This is a genomic window from Pseudomonas sp. ACN8 (genome assembly GCF_002303925.1).
GTDB lineage: Bacteria > Pseudomonadota > Gammaproteobacteria > Pseudomonadales > Pseudomonadaceae > Aquipseudomonas.
In genome coordinates, this window is sequence record NZ_MRCS01000035.1 from 25,752 (window position 1) to 49,295 (window position 23,544).

The window sequence follows — 23,544 nt, forward strand, 5'->3', positions numbered from 1 at the left end:
ATGGCTTTCGAAGCAATGTTCCAGCCGATCCAGATCGGCAAACTGACCATCCGCAACCGCGTGCTCAGCACCGCGCACGCCGAGGTCTATGCCACCGACGGCGGCATGACCACCGACCGGTACGTCAAGTATTACGAAGAGAAAGCCAAGGGCGGGATCGGCCTGGCGATTTGCGGCGGTTCGTCCGTGGTGGCGATCGACAGCCCGCAGGAGTGGTGGAGTTCGGTGAACCTGTCCACCGACCGCATCATCCCGCACTTCCAGAATCTGGCCGACGCCATGCACAAGCACGGCGCCAAGATCATGATCCAGATTACCCACATGGGGCGTCGCTCGCGTTGGGACGGCTTTAACTGGCCAACCCTGATGTCGCCGTCGGGCGTGCGTGAGCCGGTGCACCGTGCCACCTGCAAGACCATCGAGCCGGAAGAAATCTGGCGGGTCATCGGTAACTACGCGCAAGCGGCACGCCGCGCCAAGGCCGGTGGCCTGGACGGCGTCGAACTGTCGGCCGTGCACCAGCACATGATCGACCAGTTCTGGAGTCCGCGAGTCAACAAGCGTACCGACGAATGGGGCGGCACCTTCGAAGGCCGGATGAAGTTCGGTCTGGAAGTCTTGAAAGCCGTACGCGCCGAGGTCGGTGACGATTTTTGCGTGGGCATGCGCATCTGCGGTGACGAGTTCCACCCGGATGGTTTGTCCCACGAGGACATGAAGCAGATCGCCAAGTATTACGACGACACCGGCATGCTTGATTTCATCGGCGTCGTGGGTTCGGGTTGCGACACTCACAACACCCTGGCCAACGTTATCCCCAACATGAGTTATCCACCGGAGCCGTTCCTGCACCTGGCCGCCGGTATCAAGGAAGTGGTCAAGGTTCCGGTGCTGCACGCGCAGAACATCAAGGATCCGAACCAGGCAACCCGTATTCTGGAAGGCGGTTACGTCGACATGGTCGGCATGACCCGCGCGCACATCGCCGACCCGCACCTGATCGCCAAGATCAAGATGGGCCAGATCGACCAGATCAAACAATGCGTCGGCGCCAACTACTGCATCGACCGTCAGTATCAGGGCCTGGATGTCTTGTGCATCCAGAACGCTGCGACCTCCCGTGAGTACATGGGCGTGCCGCACATCATCGAAAAAACCACCGGCGTGAAGCGCAAGGTCGTGGTTGTTGGCGCCGGCCCTGCGGGGATGGAAGCCGCTCGCGTTGCTGCCGAACGCGGCCACGACGTGACCCTGTTCGAGAAGAAAGAATTCATCGGCGGGCAGATCACGACCGCGTCGAAAGCGCCGCAACGGGACCAGATCGCCGGTATCACCCGCTGGTATCAGCTGGAACTGGCGCGACTGAAAGTCGACCTGCGCCTGGGCACTGCGGCCGATGCTCCGACCATCATGGACTTGCGTCCGGACGTGGTAGTGCTGGCGGTTGGCGGTCATCCGTTCATCGAGCAGAACGAACACTGGGGCGCGGCTGAAGGATTGGTGGTCAGCAGTTGGGACGTGCTCGACGGCAAGGTTCTGCCTGGCAAGAACGTGCTGGTCTACGACACCATTTGCGAATTCACCGGCATGTCTACCGCGGACTTCATTGCGGACAAGGGCAGCCAGGTCGAAATCGTCACCGACGACATCAAGCCAGGCGTGGCCATTGGCGGTACGTCGTTCCCGACCTACTACCGCAGCATGTACCCGAAAGAAGTGATCATGACCGGCGACATGATGCTGGAAAAGGTTTACCGCGAAGGCGACAAGCTGGTGGCGGTGCTGGAGAACGAATACACCGGCGCCAAAGAGGAGCGGGTGGTCGATCAGGTGGTCATCGAAAACGGTGTGCGCCCGGACGAGGAAATCTACTACGCGATGAAAGAAGGCTCGCGCAACAAAGGCCAGATCGACGTCGAAGCCTTGTTCGCGATCAAGCCGCAACCGTGCCTGGAGCAGAGCGGCGATGGCTACCTGCTGTTCCGCATCGGCGACTGTGTGGCGCAGCGAAACGTGCACGCGGCGATCTACGACGCGCTGCGGTTGTGCAAGGATTTCTAAGAGCTTGTGGATAACCCTCTGTAGGAGCGAGCCTGCTCGCGATGGACGTGAACGATAACGCGGGGAGTCTGATTCAACGCGGTGTTCTCAGGTTTTTCGCGAGCAGGCTCGCTCCTGCAAGGGATCAAGCAAGGCATCCAGATAGTTAAGCCCGAGGTCTTTGGGAGCTTCACCTATGTTGAACACCCTTCTTCCAATCCTGTTGTTCGCAGCCCTTGGCCTTGGTGTCCTGGGCGCGTTGCGGCGGGTGGCCATGTGGCGCCGGGGCCGGGCTTCGAAAGTCGACCTGATCGGCGGCCTGTTCGCCATGCCCAAGCGCTACATGGTCGATTTGCACCATGTGGTCGCGCGGGACAAATACATTGCCAACACCCACGTCGCCACGGCGGGTGGTGCGGTGGCGTCCATCGTGCTGGCGATCCTTGTGCATGGTTTCGGCCTGCATAACCGCTTCCTCGGCTACGCACTGCTGTTGATGACGGCGGTTATGTTCGTCGGCGCGATCTTTGTTTACCTGCGTCGACGCAACCCGCCGTCGCGCCTGTCGAAAGGCCCGTGGATGCGCCTGCCGAAAAGCCTGCTGGCGTTCTCGGCCTCGTTCTTCCTGTTGACCCTGCCGGTGGCGGGCATCCTGCCGGAAAACTTCGGTGGCTGGCTGTTGGCGGCGATTCTCGGGGTTGGCGTGTTGTGGGGCGTGTCGGAACTGTTCTTTGGCATGACCTGGGGCGGGCCGATGAAGCACGCCTTCGCCGGTGCGCTGCACCTGGCCTGGCACCGTCGCGCCGAACGCTTTGGCGGTGGTCGGTCCACGGGCCTCAAGCCTCTGGACTTGAGCGACCCGAGCGCGCCACTGGGCGTGGAAAAACCCAAGGACTTCACCTGGAACCAGTTGCTCGGCTTCGACGCCTGCGTGCAGTGCGGTAAATGCGAAGCGGCATGCCCGGCGTTCGCTGCCGGCCAGCCGCTGAACCCGAAAAAACTGATTCAGGACATGGTCGTCGGCCTGGCCGGTGGCACCGATGCCAAGTTCGCCGGCAGCCCGTATCCGGGCAAGGCCATCGGTGAGCACGCCGGCAATCCGCATCAACCGATCGTCAATGGTCTGGTGGACGCCGAGACCCTGTGGTCGTGCACCACCTGTCGCGCCTGCGTCGAGGAATGCCCGATGATGATCGAGCACGTCGACGCCATCGTCGACATGCGCCGTCATCTGACCCTGGAAAAAGGCGCTACCCCGAACAAGGGCGCCGAAGTCCTGGAAAACCTGATCGCCACCGACAACCCGGGCGGCTTCGCGCCGGGCGGACGGATGAACTGGGCGGCAGATTTGAACCTCAACCTGCTCAGCGAAAAGAAATCCACCGACGTGCTGTTCTGGGTCGGCGACGGCGCCTTCGACATGCGCAACCAGCGCACTCTGCGCGCCTTCGTGAAGGTGCTGAAAGCGGCGAAAATCGACTTCGCCGTGCTCGGCCTCGAAGAGCGTGACAGTGGTGACGTGGCCCGGCGCCTGGGCGACGAAGCGACCTTCCAGCTGTTGGCCAAACGCAACATCCAGACCCTGGCCAAATACAGTTTCAACCGCATCGTCACCTGCGATCCGCACAGCTTCCATGTGCTGAAAAACGAGTACGGCGCCTTCGATGGCAACTACCTGGTGCAGCACCACAGCACCTACATGGCGGAAATCATCGATGCTGGCGCGCTCAATCTCGGACAGCACAAAGGCGACAGCGTGACCTACCACGACCCGTGCTACCTCGGCCGCTACAACGGCGAATACGAGGCGCCGCGTCAGGTGTTGCGTGCCCTCGGGATCGAAGTGAAAGAGATGCAACGTTCCGGCTTCCGCTCCCGCTGCTGCGGCGGTGGTGGCGGCGCGCCGATCACCGACATTCCGGGCAAGCAGCGGATTCCCGACATGCGCATGGAAGACATCCGCGAAACCGGCGCCGAACTGGTGGCCGTGGGTTGCCCACAATGTACGGCGATGCTCGAAGGCGTGGTCGAACCCCGTCCGCTGATCAAGGACATTGCCGAACTGGTGGCCGACGCGCTGCTGGAAGACGACGCGGCAAAGCCGGCCGCGCCGGCAAAACGTGAACCTGCGGAGGTGCACTGATGAGCGACATTATCCGCCGCGACCCCCGGGCCGAATGGATTGCACGCAACCGTCTGCACCCGTTGCACGCGGCCATGCAGCCGGCACAACACAGCTGGATGGGGCCTAACGGCGTCATCCGCAAAAATCCCCATGGTGTCGGTTTCATTGGCCCCAACGGCATCAAACGCATCGACCGCAGCGGTGCTCAACAGGGCGGGGCGACCAAGCGCTCGGCTGCCGTCGAAGTGCAATTGCCGCTGCATCAGGTGGCCGCGCCGGCGTTTTACATCAGCGTGGTGCCGGACATGGTCGGTGGTCGCTTGAGCAGTCATGACCGCGACCTGCTGGGCCTGGCCCATCAACTGGCCGGCAGCGACGGCGCAGTGCTGGCCGTGGTGTTCGGTGAGCACAAGGAGAGCGCTTTTGCCACGGCGGGCGTCGACCGTCTGCTGGTGCTTGAGGGCGAAGAATTCAACGGTTATGCACCGGAACAACGGGTCCAGGGCCTGCGGGCTGTGGATAACCAGTTCAGCCCGCGTCACTGGTTGCTGCCGGACAGTCGCACCGGTGGCGGTGAATTGGGTCGGCGCTTTGCCGCCGCCCTGGGCGAACGCCCGGCCACGCGGGTCTGGCAGGTCAAGGATCAGGAGTGTATCGGCCGTGCCGGTGCCGGTTTGCAAGACTTGGCGCGGCCGCTGGCGCGGTTGATTCTGGCGGCTGTCGAATGCGCCGAACCGGTCAGCGAAACCCGTCACGAAGCCTTGCCGGTGGAGTTATCCACAACCGTGGCGCGTAGCCTGTCGCGGATCGAAGATCTGGGCGCGGTGGCCGTCGATCCGTCGGCAATTCCCATGGCCGAAGCCGAGTTCATTTTCTCCGGCGGCAACGGGGTCAAGGACTGGGGACTTTTCCACAGGACCGCCGAAGCCCTCGGCGCGACCGAAGGCGCATCGCGGGTGGCGGTGGACGACGGCTTCATGGCCCGCGACCGCCAGGTCGGCGCATCCGGCACCTGGGTCACGGCACGGGTCTATGTGGCAGTGGGGATTTCCGGGGCGATCCAGCACCTGCAAGGCATCGGTGCCTGCGACAAGGTGGTGGCGATCAACCTTGACCCTGGCTGCGACATGATCAAGCGCGCGGACCTCTCGGTGATCGGTGAGAGCGCGGAGATTCTTCAAGCCTTGATCGAGGCGGTAGAGGCTTACCGCAACGACGCCAAGCGCGATGCGGCTTAAGGGAAGGAAAGGGTTATGAGCACGAAAATCATCAGCCTGGTGTCCATCGGTGCCCACCCGACGTCCGGTCGACCGCGTCGCGCGGAACAGGATGCACGGGCGGTAGAACTGGGCCTGCAATTGGCTGGGGATAACCTGCAAGTGCTGCATGCCGGCGACATCGCCGAGCCTGCATTGCGCGCTTACCTGGGCATGGGGCTGGAGCAACTGCATGTGTTGGAGCAACCGCAAGGCGCCGATGCACTACCAGCGCTGACCGAGTATCTGCGCGATGCCGGTGCTCAGGTGGTGTTGACCGGCAGTCAGGCGGAAACCGGCGAAGGCTCGGGCATGCTGCCGTTCCTGCTCGCCGAAAGCCTGGGCTGGCCGCTGGTGGTGGGGCTGGCGCAGGTCGAGTCCATCGACGGCGGTTCGGCGCTGGTGCTGCAGGCCTTGCCGCGCGGTCAACGTCGGCGGCTCAAGGTGCGCTTGCCGTTTCTGGCAACGGTGGATAACGCCGCTCCCAAGCCTCGGCAGAGCGCTTATGGCCCGGCCCGACGCGGCGTGCTGCAAGCGCAGGACGTCGAGGTCATCGACGATGAGCTGCTCGCGGTCGCCACCCTGCAACCGGCCAAGCCACGGCCCAAGCGCTTGAAGGTGATCAAGGCCAAGAGTGGCGCCGACCGCATGAAAGCCGCGACGGCCAAGGCCAGTGGTGGAGGCGGGCAGGTGCTCAAGGGTGTGACGGCTCAGGCCGGCGCCGAGGCGATTCTCAAATTGCTGATTGAAGAAGGTGTAGTTCGCTAGCAAACACTGTGGGGGCGGCTTGTTCGCGAAAGCGTCGTATCAGGCGGCATTGATGTCGACTGATACTCCGTCATCGCGAGCAAGCTCGCTCCCACAGGATCTCTTCGTCCCGCACCACACTCGTCAGGGCGGTGAGCTACAGTTTTCTATGCGCTGATCAAGGGTGCGGCACGCTTTCTGGAGCTTTCAGACATTCAGCGCTGACTCATAAAACCCTGTTTTTATGACTGGTCTGAATATGAGGACTTTCGCTCTTCTGTTGCTCTTTGCATTGGCCATGTGGTTATCCACAGGCTTGATCTCTGCGGCCCAGACAAAAGCGTCCGAGGCTGATCAGGATTTTTACCGCTGGATAGACTCCGAACAGGGTCGTAGCGCGTCCCTGGCGCAACTGCGGCAACAGTGCGATAAGGTGCTGGATGCCGATAGACACCTCAGCTGCTCGGTGACGGTCTTTGCCAGATTGCTCGAAGCCAAAGCTGCCAACCAAATCCCCGAATACTATCTGGCGATCAAGACCAAGCATGCTGGGGCGATTGCGGCCAGCGCCGATCTGAAGCCCCTGTTCTCCACGTTTGGCAGTAAATCACTGGCTATCCTGGCGGCGACCGGCGATTTCACGATCAACGGTTCGGCGCGGCATGAGGTGCTGCCGCTTCATCCGTATGCTGACGACTCATACACTGCTGAACAAGTGCTGCCATTTATCGAGGTCGGCGCGGCCAATGGTGTCTCGGCGCGTTTTGTCCTGGACACGGGCGCACCGCAAACCCGGGTTAACATCGACACTGCGAAACAGATGGACATCAGGTTGTTGCCCGATGCTTTTTATCGCTACAGCACGTTTTATGGCGAAAAGGGCTTGGCCGCGAGACTGGGAATTCTCCGGTCGCTGAAAGTCGGCACCCGCGAGTTCAGGAACGTCCTGGTCTTTGTCAGCGACCGGGATAATCTGTTGGGGCTCGATCTGATCGGCAAGCTGGGGCGCTTGAGGATCACCAGCAGAACACTGGAGCTGAATCCGCCGCCGGCCACACGCTGTGATGCGTCGATTGTCATTAGCCGCCTGGATCTCAATCAACGGTTGGTGATGGCCGCACAGCTGGATCGCCGGGCAACGCAGGCCATCATCGATACCGGAAATGTCGACTACCTGACGGCCTCGTCGCCCGGCAGACAGCTCAGTGTCGTGCAGGGGCTGACACCCGGAAGCTCAAGCGTTTCCACCAACGACAACAAGCGTTTCCAACGCTACGACGGCGTATTGGCCCTGCAAGGCAACACCATGGCGGTCACCTACAAATACTACCCGGGCTTTACCATCCCGCCGTCGCTGATATTCGGGCAATACGTCCCGTCGATATTGCTCGGATGGCGCGCGTTCAAAGACTTTGAGTTGAACCTGGACCTGGATTCAGGTCGCTCATGCCTCAATAAAGTTTGAACAACGTCGGTGTTTACCCACAATCCCTGTTGGTGGTTCTGTGGATAACATGTTCGCCCCTCGCTACACCCCATACAAATCAAGCCTTGCAAGTCGTCGTTCAAAAAACAACCAGTGTTGCTCGTGGTTTTTCCAAGCTTTTTCAAGGGGATAAGTGCTGCTGTAGATGCCGACTTGCCCCCAATCTCTGTTGGCGCTTCTGTGGATAAGATGTTTGTTATCGGCTGTAGGCCTTATAAACAGCGGCTTTCATGGGTTCGATCAAAAAGTGATCAATTGGTGTGTTTGAGCCATGGAATTCCACGCAAACACCGGTTTCTTACGGGTTGTAGCGGTTTTCCACAGAGCCTTCGAAGTTAACCCCAAAGTCTGTTGGCGTTTCTGTGGATAAGGTGTTTGCGATCCTCTGTAAGCTACGCAGTCCGTGTCTTTCAGACTTGTGGCTAAAAAACGATCAGCTCGCCCGTGGAAGCATGCTTCTGGATAAGTCACGATTTATCTTTGGGTTTTGTGAAGAAAATTTGCGGTCTTTCCACAGTTGTCCCCAATAGCTGTGGGTGGAGATGTGGATAACTTGTTCGCGGAAGGCTGGGAGGTGCGGCGGGCATAGGCCTGAACGAGATAGGTCATATTTCGTACAGTTCTAATGCGCTGAGAGAAACCTGTCGCGGGCAAGCCCCTTGTAGGAGCGAGCTTGCTCGCGAAGGTCGTGAACGATAACGCTTAAAACCAGATGCCAGCGGTGGCTTTGGGTTTTTCGCGAGCAAGCTCGCTCCTACAGGGAGTTGCTTCAGCCTTGTACTGGTACACCCTTGAGGTACGGCGCAGGCTCGGCCCCCAGGTTGCTCAGCAGGCGCTCGCTGTACCAGTCCACGAAGTTGACCACGCCGAACTCATAGGTCTTGGAGTACGGACCAGGCTGGTACGCGGTGGAGTTGATGCCGCGCTGGTTCTCTTCGGCCAGGCGACGGTCCTGGTCGTTGGTGGCGTCCCAGACCTGGCGCATACGCTCCACGTCGTAGTCCACGCCTTCGACCGCATCCTTGTGCACGATCCACTTGGTGGTGACCATGGTTTCCTGGGCGCTGATCGGCCACACGGTGAACACGATGATGTGGTCGCCCATGCAGTGGTTCCAGGAGTGCGGCAGGTGCAGGATACGCATCGAGCCCAGGTCCGGGTTCTTGATGCGGCCCATGAGCTTGGCGCAGCCCTGTTTGCCGTCCATGGTCATCGACACGGTGCCCTTGAGCAGCGGCATGCGCACGATGCGGTTACGCAGGCCGAAGCTGGCGTGGGCGTAAGGGATTTTCTCGGCTTCCCAGGCAGCGGCGGAGGCGGCTACGTGGTCCTTGAAGGCCTGGTCCGCGCGCGGGTCGGTAACGTCGTCCCACTCCAGCAGGGTTTTCAGCAGTTCCGGGTGCGACGCGTTGCAGTGGTAGCACTCACGGTTGTTTTCCAGCACCAGTTTCCAGTTGGCCTTTTCCATCAAGGTGGTGGTAATTGCCACCTTGGTGTTTTCCATGTCGTACGGTTCCATGTAATGGTTGAGCGTCGACAGGAAGTCATCGATGGCCGGCGGGTTCTCCGCCAGGCTGATGAAGATGTAGCCGCCAGCGGTCTTCACGTTCACCGGCTTGAGGCCGTACTGGTTCATGTCGAAGTCGGCGCCCATTTCGGTGCCGGCGAACAGCAGGCGACCGTCGAGTTCGTAGGTCCACTGGTGGTAGTGGCAGACTAGCTTGGCGACCTTGCCCTTGTCGCTGGTGCACAGGCGCGAGCCACGGTGGCGGCAGACGTTGTGAAACGCATGTACCACGCCTTCGGCTCCACGAATGACGATGATCGGGTTCTTGCCGATCTGCAGGGTCAGGTAGTTGCCCTTGGTCGGGATCTCGCAGGTCATGCCGGCGATCAACCACTCTTTCTGAAAGATTTCCTGCATGTCGATATCAAACAGGCGTTCGTCAGAGTAAAACGGCTGCGGCAGCGAGAACGTGCGCTCGCGCTCTTGCAGCATCTGTGCGGTGGCCTTGCGTGCGGGTTCCAGCGGATCGCCCAGGCTCAGGGTAGTAGTGACGTCCATCGTTTAATCCTCAAGGCCATCTGCGTGGCCGGCGAAAGTGGCTAATCAGGGTTGCTACGCAAGGTGTAATGGTTGTGTCTTGGTATGGGGCGAGTGTGGGGCCGGCGCTGGCCAGAACCTTATCCATGGGCGACATGGTGCAATCTGTTCCCGACGCGCAAGCCCCGGTCGTTGGGGGCTGGTCGCGATAAGCATGTCAATGTCGCAGATAGGTAAATGGATGATTCGCGCTATACGCAGAATCGCCAACATGAAGGCCGGCAGTCGGCCGTGGAGATCAGCATGTCCAACAGCTTCCTGAACCCGGTAACCACCCAGACCTGGGCCAATGGTCGACACATCGTCCGTTGCGTCAAAGTCATCCAGGAAACCTGGGATGTGCGCACCTTTTGCTTCATGGCCGACCAGCCGATCCTGTTCTTCTTCAAACCGGGGCAGTTTGTCACCCTGGAGCTGGAGATTGAAGGCCAGCCGATCATGCGTTCGTACACCATTTCCAGCTCGCCGTCGGTGCCGTACAGCTTTTCGGTGACCATCAAGCGCGTGCCGGGCGGCAAGGTGTCCAACTGGCTGCACGACACTCTGCACGAAGGCCAGGAGCTGGCGGTGCACGGGCCGGTCGGACTGTTCAATGCCATGGACTTCACCGCGCCGAAGGTGCTCTACCTCAGCGGCGGCGTTGGTATCACGCCGGTCATGTCCATGGCGCGCTGGTTCTATGACACCAACGGCAATGTCGACATGGTGTTTATCCACAGCGCCCGTTCGCCCAAAGACATCATTTACCACCGCGAACTGGAACACATGGCATCGCGGATCGAAAACTTCAGCCTGCACCTGATCTGCGAGAAGCACGGCATGGGTGAGCCCTGGGCCGGTTATCGCGGTTACCTGAACCACAGAATGCTTGAATTGATGGCGCCGGACTTCCTTGAGCGCGAAGTGTTCTGCTGTGGGCCGACACCCTATATGAATGCGGTCAAGCGCTTGCTGGAAGCCGCTGGCTTCGACATGTCGCGTTATCACGAAGAATCCTTCGGTGCGACCCCGCCAGAGGCGCGCGCTGACGCCGTGGAACACGCTGAACAAGCGGCCGAGGCGCCGGAAGTCGACGTGGCGGATCTGCATCAGGTGGAATTCACGGCGTCCGGCAAGAGCATTCGTGTGGCCCCGGGCGAGACCGTGCATGCGGCGGCGGCCAAAGTCGGCCTGATGATTCCGAAAGCCTGCGGCATGGGGATTTGCGGGACTTGCAAGGTGCTGAAGCTGGGCGGCGAAGTGGAGATGGATCACAACGGCGGGATCACCGAGGAAGACGAAGCGGAAGGGTTCATCCTGTCGTGCTGCAGCGTGCCGAAGGGGGATGTGCGGATCGAATATTGATGGTCGCGCAATAACCCCTGTAGGAGCGAGCATGCTCGCGATGGACGTCAACGATAACGCTTGCAACCTGACACCCCGCGGCGTTCTCAGGTTCATCGCGAGCATGCTCGCTCCTACAGGGGAGGGTGTTTCAGTCAATAAACAGGTCAGTCATCAGCTTGTCGCTGCTGTCGGGCGCGAACCGATAGTGTTCGAATTCCGTCACACCGCTTTCCCGCAGAATTTCCTCATCAATCAGCAAGCGCCCGGTCAGGCTGCGGTTTGCGCTGCTCAGAATCACATGGGCGGCATCCGCCATGATCGTCGGCAGACGCGCATGCTTGAACGACTCCCTCGACCCCAGCTGAAACTCGATCGCGGCAGTGGCGATCATGGTCTGTGGCCACAGCGAGTTGACGCTGATCCCGTAGTTCTTGAATTCCTCGCTCATGCCCAAAGTCAGCATGCTCATGCCGTACTTGGTGACGGTGTAGGGGCTGTATTGGGCGAACCACTTGGTGGCCAGGTTCAGCGGCGGAGACAGGTTGAGGATGTGGCCGCTGGATTTCTTCAGGTACGGCAACGCAGCCTGACTGCACAGCAAGACGGCGCGGGTGTTGATCTGGTGCATCAGATCGAAGCGCTTGAGCTCAAGGTGCTGGACCCCGGTGAGCTTGATCGCCCCGGCGTTGTTGATCAGTGCATCGATGCTGCCGAAATGTTCGTTGGCCTGGGCCAGGGCCGCACGTACGGCATCCTCTTCACGCACATCCACCTGCAAGGCCAGCGCCTTGCCGCCCGCGGCTTCCACTTCCTTGGCCACACTGAAAATCGTGCCTGGCAGCTTGGCGTGGGGTTCGGCACTTTTGGCGGCGATCACGATGTTGGCCCCATCGCGTGCGGCCCGCAGCGCGATCTCGCGACCGATGCCGCGGCTGGCGCCGGTGATGAACAGGGTTTTGCCTTGCAATGACATGCTGACGCTCCTGATTGTTGTTATGTGAGCGGGGTGGCTCGACAGACAATGTAGACGAAGTCTTCAGGTGCGGACTGTCAGGGGATGCGGATGGCTTTTGTAGGAGTGAGCCTGCTCGCGATAGCGGTCTTTCATCCAGCAGATCTGGTGAATGATCGGGCCTCATCGCGAGCAGGCTCGCTCCCACAGGGTTTGTGGCGTTAGTGAGACATCACTTCACGGATATCCCGCGCCAATTCACGCACCCGCTCTTCCTCGGTATCCCACGAGCACATGAAGCGTGCGCCGCCGTTGCCGATGAAGGTGTAGAAGCGCCAGCCCTTGGCGGTCAGTGCGGCGATGGCCGGTTCCGACAGTTGCAGGAACACGCCGTTGGCCTGTACCGGGAACATCAGTTCCACGCCAGGGATGTCGCTGACCAGTTCGGCCAGCAATTGCGCGCAGTGGTTAGCGTGGTTGGCGTATTTGAGCCAGGCGTCGTTTTCCAGGATCCCGACCCACGGCGCCGACAGGAAGCGCATCTTTGAAGCCAGCTGCCCGGCTTGCTTGCAGCGGTAATCGAAGTCTTCAGCCAGTTTATGGTTGAAGAACAGAATCGCCTCGCCCACCGCCATGCCGTTTTTCGTGCCGCCAAAGCACAGCACGTCGACGCCGGCCTTCCAGGTCAGATCAGCCGGAGTGCAGCCGAGGAATGCGCAGGCGTTGGAGAACCGTGCGCCGTCCATGTGCAGGTTCAGGCCCAGTTCCTTGCAGGTGGCGCTGATGGCGCGAATTTCGTCCGGGGTGTAGACGCTGCCGACTTCAGTGGCCTGGGTCAGGGTCACAACGCGGGGTTTCGGGTAGTGGATGTCCTGGCGCTTGAGCGCGACTTCGCGGATCGATTCCGGGGTCAGCTTGCCGTTTTCAGTGCGGGCGATCAGCAGTTTGGAACCGTTGGAGAAGAACTCCGGGGCGCCGCATTCGTCGGTTTCGACGTGGGCGGTTTCCGAGCAGATCACGCTGTGGTAACTCTGGCATAGCGACGACAGCGCCAGCGAGTTGGCGGCGGTGCCGTTGAAGGCGAAAAACACTTCGCAGTCGGTCGCAAACAGTTTGCGGAAATCATCGGACGCGCGGGCGGTCCACTCGTCGTCGCCGTATGCGCGCTGGTGGCCGTGGTTGGCCTGTTCCATGGCAGCCCATGCTTCAGGGCAGATGCCGGAATAGTTGTCGCTGGCGAATTGTTGGCTCTTGTCGGTCATGGCCTGCTTCCGTGGTCGAGATGCCTATGGTGAAGCGTCCCGTGGTAATGAGGGTGCGCACTGTACCCAAGATCGTCAGGTAGAGCGCACAGGATGTCGCTGTCGGGAACATACACAGTCGAAGGGCAATTATGCACGTGACTATTCACAAGAGCATGCACAAGGCCATGCACTTAAAACAGCGCGACGGTGCACTGGATCTGCTCAAGTGGCTGGCGCTTTTGAGCATGGTGCTCGATCACCTGCGATATGTCGGTTATTCCGCCGATTGGCTGTATGTGCCGGGGCGCCTGGCGTTTCCGTGGTTCTGCCTGGCAATGGCGGCCAATCTGGCGCGCGCGCGAACTACGACGACCGGTGGCCAGTGGCGCTATCTGGGCTGGTTGTTGCTGTTTAGCGCGGTGAGTGAAATTCCTTACCGGATGTATATTCCCAATCCCGACACCTTGAACGTACTGCCCACCCTTGCCCTGGGTTTGCTGGTGATTCGTGGCTGGCAGCAGCCGGTGTTTGCCTCGCGCCTGATGGCCGTTGGCGCGTTGCTGCTGGCAGGGGTTTTCTCCCAGCGATTGATGTTCGGGTTTTTTGGCGTGCTGTTGCCGCTGGCGATGCTGCTGTTACTGCAGCGGCCCTGGTATTTCGCGCTGTTGGCGGGGGTGGTATGCCTGGCGGCCAATCAGTGGCAGGTACTGTATTACGCCACTCGTCTGGGCAATGTCGCGGCGATTCCGGCCATCGTCACGTGCCTGATTGCGCCATGGCTCGGGCTGTTCTTGTTGCGACATGCAAAGGGCGTAAAACCACCGCCGATGCGGCGCTGGGCGTATGCGCTCTATCCCGCGCATTTCCTGTTATTGCTCGTAGTGCGACAGGTCATCGCCTGACCCTGTAGGAGTGAGCCTGCTCGCGATGGCGGCGCCACATTCGGTAATGATGGTGGCTGACCCACCGCTATCGCGAGCAGGCTCGCTCCTACAGAGGATCTGCGCCGGATCGACGGTCGTGTCCGGCATGCCATTTACCGTCATGTCGTAAACGCACCTTTGCGTGGCGCCCGTAGGCATTTGACGACTCCAAGCCAGTCATACCATCGCTACCAAAGGGCACTGCCGAAACGCCAGTGCCTCACCGAGACGAATGGCGCACCGCCGCCGCTGGGAGAGACGCGATGTTCAGCAAGCAAGACCAGATCCAGGGTTACGACGATGCACTGCTGGCGGCGATGAATGCCGAGGAGCAACGTCAGGAAGATCATATCGAGCTGATCGCGTCGGAGAACTACACCAGCAAGCGCGTGATGGAAGCGCAAGGCAGCGGCCTGACCAACAAATATGCCGAAGGCTATCCGGGCAAGCGCTACTACGGTGGCTGCGAGCACGTTGATAAGGTTGAGGCGCTGGCCATCGAGCGCGCCAAGCAGCTGTTCGGCGCCGATTACGCCAACGTGCAGCCGCACTCCGGTTCCTCGGCCAACAGCGCCGTGTACCTGGCCCTGCTGCAAGCCGGCGACACCATCCTCGGCATGAGCCTGGCCCACGGCGGTCACCTGACCCACGGCGCCAAAGTGTCGTCCTCGGGCAAGCTGTACAACGCCGTGCAGTACGGCATCGACACCAAGACCGGTCTGATCGATTACGACGAAGTCGAGCGCCTGGCCGTCGAGTGCAAGCCGAAGATGATCGTTGCCGGCTTCTCGGCCTACTCCAAGACCCTGGACTTCCCGCGCTTCCGCCAGATCGCCGACAAGGTCGGTGCGCTGCTGTTCGTCGACATGGCCCACGTTGCCGGTCTGGTCGCAGCTGGTCTGTATCCGAACCCGCTGCCTTACGCTGACGTGGTCACCACCACCACCCACAAGACCCTGCGCGGTCCGCGTGGTGGCCTGATCCTGGCCAAGTCCAACGAAGAAATCGAGAAGAAGCTCAACGCGGCAGTTTTCCCGGGTGCCCAGGGCGGCCCGCTGATGCACGTGATCGCCGGTAAGGCCGTGTGCTTCAAGGAAGCGCTGGAGCCTGGCTTCAAGGTTTACCAACAACAAGTGATCGACAACGCCCAGGCCATGGCCGGCGTGTTTATCAAACGCGGCTACGATGTAGTGTCCGGCGGTACCGACAACCACCTGTTCCTGGTCAGCCTGATCCGTCAGGGCCTCACCGGCAAAGAGGCGGATGCAGCACTCGGTCGCGCCCACATCACTGTGAACAAGAACGCTGTCCCGAACGATCCACAGTCGCCGTTCGTGACCTCCGGCCTGCGCATCGGCACCCCGGCGGTCACCACTCGCGGCTTCAAGGTGACCCAGTGCGTCACGCTGGCCGGCTGGATCTGCGACATCCTCGACAACCTCGGCGACGCCGATGTCGAGGCCAATGTCGCCGAGCAAGTGGCAGCCCTGTGCGCGGACTTCCCGGTTTATCGCTGAGTGCGGTTTTGGAGTAAATGACTATGCAACGCTACTCGGGCTTCGGCCTCTTCAAACACTCTCTCAGCCATCATGAAAACTGGCAGAAAATGTGGCGCACGCCGACCCCTAAAAAAGTCTACGACGTGGTCATCGTCGGCGGTGGCGGGCATGGTCTCGCCACGGCCTACTACCTGGCCAAGGAACACGGCATCACCAACGTGGCCGTGGTCGAGAAAGGCTGGCTGGGCGGCGGTAACACCGCGCGCAACACCACCATCGTTCGCTCCAACTACCTGTGGGACGAGTCGGCGCACCTGTACGAACACGCGATGAAACTGTGGGAAGGCCTGTCCCAGGACCTGAACTACAACGTGATGTTCTCCCAGCGCGGCGTCTACAACCTGTGCCACACCCTGCAGGACATCCGTGATTCCGAGCGTCGGGTCAGCGCCAACCGCCTCAACGGCGTGGACGGTGAACTGCTCGATGCCAAGCAGGTTGCCGATGAGATTCCGTACCTCGACTGCTCGAAAAACACTCGCTACCCGGTGATGGGCGCTACCGTCCAGCGTCGCGGCGGTGTGGCCCGTCACGATGCCGTGGCCTGGGGCTTTGCCCGGGCCGCCGACGCCCTGGGCGTGGACCTGATCCAGCAGACCGAAGTGATCGGTTTCCGCAAGGAAAACGGCGTGTGCATCGGCGTTGAAACCAACAAGGGCTTCATCGGCGCCAAGCGCGTCGGCGTAGTGACCGCCGGTAACTCCGGGCACATGGCCAAGCTCGCCGGTTTCCGCCTGCCGATCGAATCCCACCCGCTGCAAGCGCTGGTGTCCGAGCCGATCAAGCCGATTATCGACAGCGTGATCATGTCCAACGCCGTACACGGCTACATCAGCCAGTCCGACAAGGGCGACCTGGTGATCGGTGCCGGTATCGACGGCTACAACGGCTACGGCCAGCGTGGTTCGTACCCGGTGATCGAGCACACCATCCAGGCCATCGTCGAGATGTTCCCGGTGCTGTCGCGCGTACGCATGAACCGTCAGTGGGGCGGCATCGTCGACACCACGCCGGATGCCTGCCCGATCATTTCGAAAACCCCGGTACCGAACATGTTCTTCAACTGCGGTTGGGGTACCGGTGGCTTCAAGGCCACACCTGGCTCGGGCAACGTGTTTGCCGCGAGCCTGGCCAAGGGTGAAATGCACCCATTGGCCGCACCTTTCTCCATCGACCGTTTCCACAACGGTGCGTTGATCGATGAACACGGCGCTGCTGCGGTTGCCCACTAACAGGAGAAATCCCCATGTTGCATATCTTCTGTCCTCACTGCGGCGAACTGCGCTCCGAAGAGGAATTCCATGCATCCGGCCAGGCGCACATCCCGCGTCCACTGGATCCGAACACCTGCACCGACGAGGAGTGGGGCGACTACATGTTCTTCCGCGATAACCCGCGCGGTCTGCACCACGAACTGTGGGATCACGTCGCCGGTTGCCGTCAGTACTTCAACGTCACCCGCGACACCGTGACCTACGAGATTCTCGAAACCTACAAGATCGGCACCAAGCCACAATTCACCGACAAGACCGATAGCCCGAAAGCGGCCAGCACGGCTCTGGGAGAGAAGGTATGAGCCAGATCAATCGCCTGTCCAACGGCGGACGGATCGACCGCAACAAAGTCTTGACCTTCACCTTCAACGGCCAGAACTACAAAGGCTTCGAAGGCGATTCCCTGGCCGCTGCACTGCTGGCCAACGGTGTCGACATCATTGGTCGCAGCTTCAAGTATTCTCGTCCGCGCGGCATCTTCGCCGCAGGCAGCGAAGAGCCGAACGCGGTGCTGCAGATCGGCGCCACCGAAGCCACGCAGATCCCGAACGTGCGCGCCACGCAACAGGCGCTGTATCAAGGCCTGGTCGCCACCAGCACCAACGGCTGGCCGAGCGTGAACAACGACATGATGGGAATTCTCGGCAAGGTCGGCGGCAAGCTGATGCCGCCGGGCTTCTACTACAAAACCTTCATGTACCCGCAATCGTTCTGGATGACTTACGAGAAGTACATCCGCAAGGCCGCCGGCCTTGGCCGCTCGCCGACCGAGAACGATCCGGACACCTACGACTACATGAACCAGCACTGCGACGTGCTGATCGTCGGTGCCGGCCCTGCCGGTCTGGCCGCAGCACTGGCCGCTGCGCGCAGCGGTGCTCGTGTGATCCTGGCGGACGAACAGGAAGAGTTCGGCGGCAGCCTGCTCGACTCCCGCGAAAGCCTCGACGGCAAGCCTGCGATGGAGTGGGTGGCCAGCGTCATCGACGAGCTGAAGAACACCCCGGACGTGCTGCTGTTGCCGCGCGCTACCGTCAACGGCTACCACGACCATAACTTCCTGACCATTCACGAGCGTCTGACCGATCACCTCGGCGACCGCGCACCGATTGGCCAGGTGCGTCAGCGCATCCACCGGGTCCGCGCCAATCGCGTGGTACTGGCGACCGGCGCTCACGAGCGTCCACTGGTCTATGGCAACAACGACGTACCGGGCAACATGCTCGCCGGCGCCATCTCGACCTACGTGCGTCGTTACGGCGTGGCACCGGGCAAGAAGCTGGTGCTGTCGACCAACAACGACCACGCCTACCGCGTTGCCCTGGATTGGCTCGATGCCAGCCTGCAAGTGGTGGCGATCGCCGACGCCCGCAGCAATCCCCGTGGTGCGCTGGTGGAAGAAGCCCGCGCCAAAGGCATCCGCATTCTCACCGGTAGCGCCGTGATCGAAGCCCGTGGCAGCAAGCGCGTGACCGCTGCCCGTGTGGCCGCGATCGATGTCAAGGCCCACACCGTGACCAGCCCGGGTGAATGGCTCGACTGCGACGTGGTCGCCAGCTCCGGCGGCTACAGCCCGGTGGTTCACCTGGCTTCGCACTTGGGCGGCAAGCCGACCTGGCGTGAAGATATCCTCGGTTTCGTACCGGGCGAAGCACCGCAGAAACGCGTGTGCGTCGGTGGTATCAACGGCGTCTACGGCCTTGGCGATTCCCTGGCCGACGGTTTTGAAGGTGGCGTTCGCGCTGCTGGCGAAGCCGGCTTCCAATCGGTCGAAGGCGTACTGCCGAAAGCCCTGAGCCGTCTCGAAGAACCGACCCTGGCGCTGTTCCAGGTGCCTCATGAAAAGAACACCGCACGGGCGCCGAAGCAATTCGTCGACCTGCAAAACGACGTCACCGCCGCCGCCATCGAACTGGCGACCCGCGAGGGCTTCGAGTCGGTCGAGCACGTCAAGCGCTACACGGCGCTGGGCTTCGGTACCGATCAGGGCAAGCTCGGCAACGTCAACGGCCTGGCCATCGCTGCCCGCTCGTTGAACGTGACCATCCCGCAGATGGGCACCACCATGTTCCGTCCGAACTACACGCCGGTGACTTTCGGCGCCGTGGCCGGTCGTCACTGTGGGCACATCTTCGAGCCGGTGCGCTACACCGCACTGCATCAATGGCACCTGAAAAACGGCGCCGAGTTCGAAGACGTCGGCCAGTGGAAGCGTCCTTGGTACTTCCCGAAATCCGGTGAAGACCTGCATGCCGCCGTTAAGCGCGAATGCAAAGCCGTGCGCGACAGCGTCGGCCTGCTGGATGCTTCGACCCTGGGCAAGATCGACATCCAGGGCCCGGATGCGCGTGAGTTCCTCAACCGCGTCTACACCAACGCCTGGACCAAGCTCGATGTGGGCAAGGCCCGTTATGGCCTGATGTGCAAAGAAGACGGCATGGTCTTCGACGACGGCGTGACGGCTTGCCTGGCCGACAACCATTTCGTCATGACCACCACCACCGGCGGCGCGGCTCGCGTACTGCAGTGGCTGGAGCTGTACCACCAGACCGAATGGCCGGACATGAAGGTGTTCTTCACCTCCGTCACCGACCACTGGGCGACCATGACCCTGTCCGGGCCGAACAGCCGCAAGCTGCTCGCTGAAGTCACCGACATCGACCTGAGCAGCGAAGCGTTCCCGTTCATGACCTGGAAAGAAGGTCTGGTCGGTGGTGTGCCGGCGCGGGTATTCCGGATTTCGTTTACCGGTGAGCTGTCGTACGAAGTCAACGTGCAAGCCGACTACGCCATGGGCGTGCTGGAAAAAATCGTCGATGCCGGCAAGAAGTACAACCTGACCCCGTACGGCACCGAAACCATGCACGTACTGCGGGCCGAGAAGGGCTTCATCATCGTCGGTCAGGACACTGACAGCTCGATGACCCCGGACGACCTGAACATGGGCTGGTGTGTCGGTCGCACCAAACCGTTCTCGTGGATCGGCTGGCGTGGCATGAACCGTGAAGACTGCGTGCGTGATCAGCGCAAGCAACTGGTTGGCCTGAAGCCGATCGATCCGAACAAATGGCTGCCGGAAGGCGCGCAACTGGTGTTCAACACCAAGCAGGCGATCCCGATGACCATGGTCGGTCACGTGACCTCCAGTTACCTGCACAACTCCCTGGGCTATTCGTTTGCCATGGGCGTGGTCAAGGGCGGTCTGAACCGCATGGGCGAGCGCGTGTTCGCACCGCTGGCCGACGGCAGCGTGATCGAGGCGGAAATCGTTTCTTCGGTGTTCTTCGATCCGAAAGGCGAACGCCAGAACGTTTGATGGTTCGGATCCTGTGGGGTGCAGCTGCACCGTGGTGAATTCATCGCGAGCAGGCTCACTCCTACAGGTGACCGCGTAACCCTTGTAGGAGTGAGCCTGCTCGCGATGGCGGCAGTGCAGCCACCACAGGAACCAACAGAATTCAGAACAGGTGCTTTATGACCGCAGCCAATGTTTACCAACAACGCCCAACCACCGGGGCCAAGGCCGAGTCGTCGCTGCATCACGCCGACCTCGCCAGCCTGGTGGGCAAGGGTCGCAAGAACGCCGGTGTGACCGTGCGTGAGAAAAAACTCCTCGGCCACCTGACCATCCGTGGCGATGGCCACGATGCCGCATTCGCCGCGGGCGTGCACAAGGCCCTGGGCATCGAATTGCCGGGTGCGCTGAGCGTCATCGTCAAAGGTGAAACCAGCCTGCAATGGATGGGGCCGGATGAATGGCTGCTGATCGTGCCGACCGGTGAAGAACTGGCCGCCGAGCAAAAACTGCGCGAAGCACTGGGCGATCTGCACATTGCAATCGTCAACGTCAGCGGTGGCCAGCAACTCCTCGAACTGAGCGGCCCGAACGTGCGCCAGGTGCTGATGAAATCCACCAGCTACGACGTGCATCCGAACAACTTCCCGGTGGGTAAAGCCGTCGGCACGGTGTTCGCCAAGTCGCAACTGATGATCCGTCACACCGCCGAAGACACCTGGGAACTGCTGATTCGTCGCAGCTTCTCGGAGTACTGGTGGTTGTGGTTGCAGGATGCTTCTGCCGAGTTCGGGCTGAGCGTTCAGGCTTGATCACCACCTGACCCTGTAGGAGCGAGCTTGCTCGCGATGGACTTGAGAGCGACGCGTTAAGTCAGGAAGTACGCGTCATCGTTGACGACCATCGCGAGCAGGGCTCGCTCCTACAGTAGGCATCCACCGATTTCTCAGGAGTCACCGTACTATGAGCCGCGCCCCAGACACATGGATTCTGACCGCCGACTGCCCCAGCGTACTCGGCACGGTGGATGCGGTGACCCGCTTTCTGTTCGAGCAGGGCTGCTACGTCACCGAGCACCATTCCTTCGATGACCGGCTCTCGGGCCGTTTCTTCATTCGTGTGGAGTTCCGCCAGCCTGACGGTTTCGACGAGCAGTCCTTCCGCGCGGGCCTGGCCGAGCGCGGTGAAGCCTTCGGCATGATCTTCGAACTGACCGCGCCGAACTATCGGCCGAAAGTGGTGATCATGGTCTCCAAGGCCGATCACTGCCTCAACGACTTGCTCTATCGCCAGCGCATCGGCCAGTTGTCGATGGACGTCGCCGCCGTGGTCTCCAACCACCCGGACCTCAAGCCACTGGCTGACTGGCACCAGATTCCGTACTACCACTTCCCGCTGGACCCGAACGACAAGCCGTCGCAAGAGCGTCAGGTGTGGCAGGTGATTGAAGAGTCCGGTGCGGAACTGGTGATCCTTGCGCGCTACATGCAAGTGCTGTCGCCGGAACTGTGTCGCAAGCTCGATGGCAAGGCGATCAATATCCACCACTCCCTGCTGCCCGGTTTCAAGGGCGCCAAGCCCTATCACCAGGCCTACAACAAGGGCGTGAAACTGGTGGGCGCCACCGCGCATTACATCAACAACGACCTGGATGAAGGCCCGATCATTGCCCAGGGCGTCGAGGCGGTGGATCACAGCCATTACCCGGAAGACCTGATTGCCAAGGGGCGGGATATCGAAGGGCTGACCCTGGCCCGAGCGGTGGGGTATCACATTGAACGAAGAGTGTTTTTGAACGCGAACAGAACAGTCGTTCTTTAGATTGCCATCGCGAGCAGGCTCGCTCCTACATTGGAATGCATACCCCTGTAGGAGCGAGCCTGCTCGCGATGGCGGCATAACAGACAACACAAGACACACAGGCAATAACCCAAGCACTTAACGCGCTGCCTGCCTGGGCAACGCGGTTCCATAAAAACAACAGCGAGGTGAAAGCATGTCTGGTAATCGTGGTGTGGTGTATCTCGGCGCTGGCAAGGTCGAAGTGCAGAGTATTGACTATCCGAAAATGCAGGACCCGCGCGGCAGGAAGATTAACCACGCCGTCATCCTGCGTGTGGTTTCCACCAACATCTGTGGTTCCGACCAGCACATGGTGCGCGGTCGTACCACGGCGCAAACCGGCCTGGTGCTGGGTCATGAGATCACCGGTGAAGTGATCGAGAAGGGCAGCGACGTCGAGAACCTGCAAATCGGCGACCTGGTGTCCGTACCGTTCAACGTGGCTTGCGGGCGCTGCCGTTCCTGCAAAGAAATGCACACCGGCGTCTGCCTGAGCGTCAACCCGGCGCGTCCGGGCGGTGCTTATGGTTACGTCGACATGGGCGACTGGACCGGCGGCCAGGCCGAATACGCCATGGTGCCGTATGCCGACTTCAACCTGCTGAAACTGCCGGATCGCGACCGGGCGATGGAAAAAATCCGCGACCTGACCTGCCTCTCCGACATTCTGCCGACCGGCTATCACGGTGCCGTGACCGCTGGCGTCGGCCCGGGCAGCACCGTGTACATCGCCGGTGCCGGTCCGGTCGGCCTGGCGGCGGCCGCATCCGCTCGCCTGCTGGGTGCGGCGGTGGTGATCGTCGGTGACGTCAACACCGTCCGCCTGGCCCACGCCAAGGCCCAGGGTTTCGAAATCGCCGACCTGTCACTGGACACGCCGCTGCACGAACAGATCGCCGCACTGCTGGGCGAACCGGAAGTGGATTGCGCCATCGACGCCGTTGGCTTCGAAGCCCGTGGCCACGGCCATGACGGCGTGAAACACGAAGCCCCGGCCACCGTACTCAACTCGCTGATGGGCGTGGTGCGTGTGGCAGGCAAGATCGGTATCCCCGGCCTCTACGTGACCGAAGACCCGGGTGCCGTCGACGCTGCGGCGAAAATGGGCAGCCTGAGCATCCGCTTCGGCCTGGGCTGGGCCAAATCCCACAGCTTCCACACCGGCCAGACCCCGGTGATGAAGTACAACCGCGCGCTCATGCAAGCGATCATGTGGGACCGTATCAACATCGCCGAAGTGGTAGGCGTTCAGGTGATCAGCCTGGACCAGGCTCCACAGGGGTATGGCGAGTTTGACGCGGGCGTGCCGAAGAAGTTTGTGATCGATCCGCACAAGATGTTCAGCGCGGCGTAAGTCTTTGCGTAATACAA

General features: G+C 61.1%; 17 protein-coding genes. 14 read left to right on the forward strand and 3 right to left on the reverse strand.

Going from position 1 to position 23,544, the window contains the following annotated elements:
- The 5 genes from dgcA to BSF44_RS19470 all read left to right on the forward strand — a co-directional run bounded on the left by dgcA (nt 1) and on the right by BSF44_RS19470 (nt 7,633).
- Nucleotides 1-2,061: a dimethylglycine demethylation protein DgcA gene (gene dgcA / locus BSF44_RS19450; RefSeq protein ID WP_095944890.1), complete on the forward strand. Its 2,061-nt coding sequence runs from the start codon at nt 1-3 to the stop codon at nt 2,059-2,061.
- Nucleotides 2,062-2,236: 175 nt separating this feature from the next.
- Complete coding sequence (gene dgcB, locus BSF44_RS19455; protein WP_095944891.1) at nt 2,237-4,183, forward strand: dimethylglycine demethylation protein DgcB; 1,947 nt, start codon at nt 2,237-2,239, stop codon at nt 4,181-4,183.
- On the forward strand, nt 4,183-5,403 hold the full coding sequence (locus BSF44_RS19460; RefSeq protein WP_095944892.1) for an electron transfer flavoprotein subunit alpha/FixB family protein: 1,221 nt from the start codon (nt 4,183-4,185) through the stop codon (nt 5,401-5,403). Before dgcB ends, BSF44_RS19460 begins: the two co-directional genes overlap by 1 nt.
- A gap of 15 nt (nt 5,404-5,418) precedes the next feature.
- Entirely contained in the window at nt 5,419-6,189 is a 771-nt protein-coding gene (locus tag BSF44_RS19465; protein ID WP_095944893.1) for an electron transfer flavoprotein subunit beta, read from the forward strand.
- Between the two features lie 223 nt (nt 6,190-6,412).
- Complete coding sequence (locus BSF44_RS19470; RefSeq protein ID WP_095944894.1) at nt 6,413-7,633, forward strand: retropepsin-like aspartic protease; 1,221 nt, start codon at nt 6,413-6,415, stop codon at nt 7,631-7,633.
- Nucleotides 7,634-8,423: 790 nt separating this feature from the next.
- Here BSF44_RS19470 and gbcA read toward each other — a convergent pair.
- Nucleotides 8,424-9,719, reverse strand: a complete 1,296-nt coding sequence (gene gbcA, locus BSF44_RS19475) for a glycine-betaine demethylase subunit GbcA (protein ID WP_095944895.1) — start codon at nt 9,717-9,719, stop codon at nt 8,424-8,426.
- A 282-nt stretch (nt 9,720-10,001) separates the two neighbouring features.
- Between gbcA and gbcB the strand changes: the two genes are divergently transcribed.
- The gene (gene gbcB / locus BSF44_RS19485; protein WP_095944897.1) at nt 10,002-11,102 is read left to right on the forward strand and encodes a glycine-betaine demethylase subunit GbcB; all 1,101 of its coding nucleotides are present in this window, start codon (nt 10,002-10,004) and stop codon (nt 11,100-11,102) included.
- 130 nt (nt 11,103-11,232) lie between these two features.
- Here the strand turns inward: gbcB and BSF44_RS19490 are convergent, their stop codons facing one another.
- Entirely contained in the window at nt 11,233-12,057 is an 825-nt protein-coding gene (locus tag BSF44_RS19490; protein ID WP_095944898.1) for an NAD(P)-dependent oxidoreductase, read from the reverse strand.
- 200 nt (nt 12,058-12,257) lie between these two features.
- Complete coding sequence (locus BSF44_RS19495) at nt 12,258-13,298, reverse strand: low specificity L-threonine aldolase (RefSeq protein WP_095944899.1); 1,041 nt, start codon at nt 13,296-13,298, stop codon at nt 12,258-12,260.
- 131 nt (nt 13,299-13,429) lie between these two features.
- Between BSF44_RS19495 and BSF44_RS19500 the strand changes: the two genes are divergently transcribed.
- The 8 genes from BSF44_RS19500 to fdhA all read left to right on the forward strand — a co-directional run bounded on the left by BSF44_RS19500 (nt 13,430) and on the right by fdhA (nt 23,527).
- Nucleotides 13,430-14,182 carry a TraX family protein gene (locus BSF44_RS19500; protein ID WP_095944900.1) on the forward strand — a complete coding sequence of 251 codons (753 nt, stop codon included), beginning with the start codon at nt 13,430-13,432 and terminating at the stop codon, nt 14,180-14,182.
- A 284-nt stretch (nt 14,183-14,466) separates the two neighbouring features.
- Nucleotides 14,467-15,720 carry a serine hydroxymethyltransferase gene (glyA, locus tag BSF44_RS19510; RefSeq protein WP_046039380.1) on the forward strand — a complete coding sequence of 418 codons (1,254 nt, stop codon included), beginning with the start codon at nt 14,467-14,469 and terminating at the stop codon, nt 15,718-15,720.
- 23 nt (nt 15,721-15,743) lie between these two features.
- A complete protein-coding gene (locus tag BSF44_RS19515; protein WP_007947735.1) occupies nt 15,744-16,994 on the forward strand; it encodes a sarcosine oxidase subunit beta in 1,251 nt (416 codons plus the stop codon).
- A gap of 14 nt (nt 16,995-17,008) precedes the next feature.
- Nucleotides 17,009-17,338, forward strand: coding sequence for a sarcosine oxidase subunit delta (locus tag BSF44_RS19520; RefSeq protein WP_046039383.1), 330 nt, complete (start codon nt 17,009-17,011; stop codon nt 17,336-17,338).
- Nucleotides 17,335-20,352: a sarcosine oxidase subunit alpha gene (locus BSF44_RS19525; RefSeq protein WP_095944902.1), complete on the forward strand. Its 3,018-nt coding sequence runs from the start codon at nt 17,335-17,337 to the stop codon at nt 20,350-20,352. Before BSF44_RS19520 ends, BSF44_RS19525 begins: the two co-directional genes overlap by 4 nt.
- A gap of 158 nt (nt 20,353-20,510) precedes the next feature.
- Nucleotides 20,511-21,143, forward strand: coding sequence for a sarcosine oxidase subunit gamma (locus BSF44_RS19530; RefSeq protein WP_095944903.1), 633 nt, complete (start codon nt 20,511-20,513; stop codon nt 21,141-21,143).
- Between the two features lie 151 nt (nt 21,144-21,294).
- Complete coding sequence (gene purU / locus BSF44_RS19535) at nt 21,295-22,152, forward strand: formyltetrahydrofolate deformylase (RefSeq protein WP_007981374.1); 858 nt, start codon at nt 21,295-21,297, stop codon at nt 22,150-22,152.
- A 175-nt stretch (nt 22,153-22,327) separates the two neighbouring features.
- Entirely contained in the window at nt 22,328-23,527 is a 1,200-nt protein-coding gene (fdhA, locus tag BSF44_RS19540; RefSeq protein WP_056726583.1) for a formaldehyde dehydrogenase, glutathione-independent, read from the forward strand.
- Nucleotides 23,528-23,544: the final 17 nt, after the last annotated feature.

Bases quoted from the DNA above. Each gene is read 5' to 3' on its own strand.
- dgcA (WP_095944890.1), top strand. From the start codon at position 1: ATGGCTTTCGAAGCAATGTTCCAGCCGATCCAGATCGGCAAACTGACC.
- dgcB (WP_095944891.1), top strand. From the start codon at position 2,237: ATGTTGAACACCCTTCTTCCAATCCTGTTGTTCGCAGCCCTTGGCCTT.
- BSF44_RS19460 (WP_095944892.1), top strand. From the start codon at position 4,183: ATGAGCGACATTATCCGCCGCGACCCCCGGGCCGAATGGATTGCACGC.
- BSF44_RS19465 (WP_095944893.1), top strand. From the start codon at position 5,419: ATGAGCACGAAAATCATCAGCCTGGTGTCCATCGGTGCCCACCCGACG.
- BSF44_RS19470 (WP_095944894.1), top strand. From the start codon at position 6,413: ATGACTGGTCTGAATATGAGGACTTTCGCTCTTCTGTTGCTCTTTGCA.
- gbcA (WP_095944895.1), bottom strand. From the start codon at position 9,719: ATGGACGTCACTACTACCCTGAGCCTGGGCGATCCGCTGGAACCCGCA.
- gbcB (WP_095944897.1), top strand. From the start codon at position 10,002: ATGTCCAACAGCTTCCTGAACCCGGTAACCACCCAGACCTGGGCCAAT.
- BSF44_RS19490 (WP_095944898.1), bottom strand. From the start codon at position 12,057: ATGTCATTGCAAGGCAAAACCCTGTTCATCACCGGCGCCAGCCGCGGC.
- BSF44_RS19495 (WP_095944899.1), bottom strand. From the start codon at position 13,298: ATGACCGACAAGAGCCAACAATTCGCCAGCGACAACTATTCCGGCATC.
- BSF44_RS19500 (WP_095944900.1), top strand. From the start codon at position 13,430: ATGCACGTGACTATTCACAAGAGCATGCACAAGGCCATGCACTTAAAA.
- glyA (WP_046039380.1), top strand. From the start codon at position 14,467: ATGTTCAGCAAGCAAGACCAGATCCAGGGTTACGACGATGCACTGCTG.
- BSF44_RS19515 (WP_007947735.1), top strand. From the start codon at position 15,744: ATGCAACGCTACTCGGGCTTCGGCCTCTTCAAACACTCTCTCAGCCAT.
- BSF44_RS19520 (WP_046039383.1), top strand. From the start codon at position 17,009: ATGTTGCATATCTTCTGTCCTCACTGCGGCGAACTGCGCTCCGAAGAG.
- BSF44_RS19525 (WP_095944902.1), top strand. From the start codon at position 17,335: ATGAGCCAGATCAATCGCCTGTCCAACGGCGGACGGATCGACCGCAAC.
- BSF44_RS19530 (WP_095944903.1), top strand. From the start codon at position 20,511: ATGACCGCAGCCAATGTTTACCAACAACGCCCAACCACCGGGGCCAAG.
- purU (WP_007981374.1), top strand. From the start codon at position 21,295: ATGAGCCGCGCCCCAGACACATGGATTCTGACCGCCGACTGCCCCAGC.
- fdhA (WP_056726583.1), top strand. From the start codon at position 22,328: ATGTCTGGTAATCGTGGTGTGGTGTATCTCGGCGCTGGCAAGGTCGAA.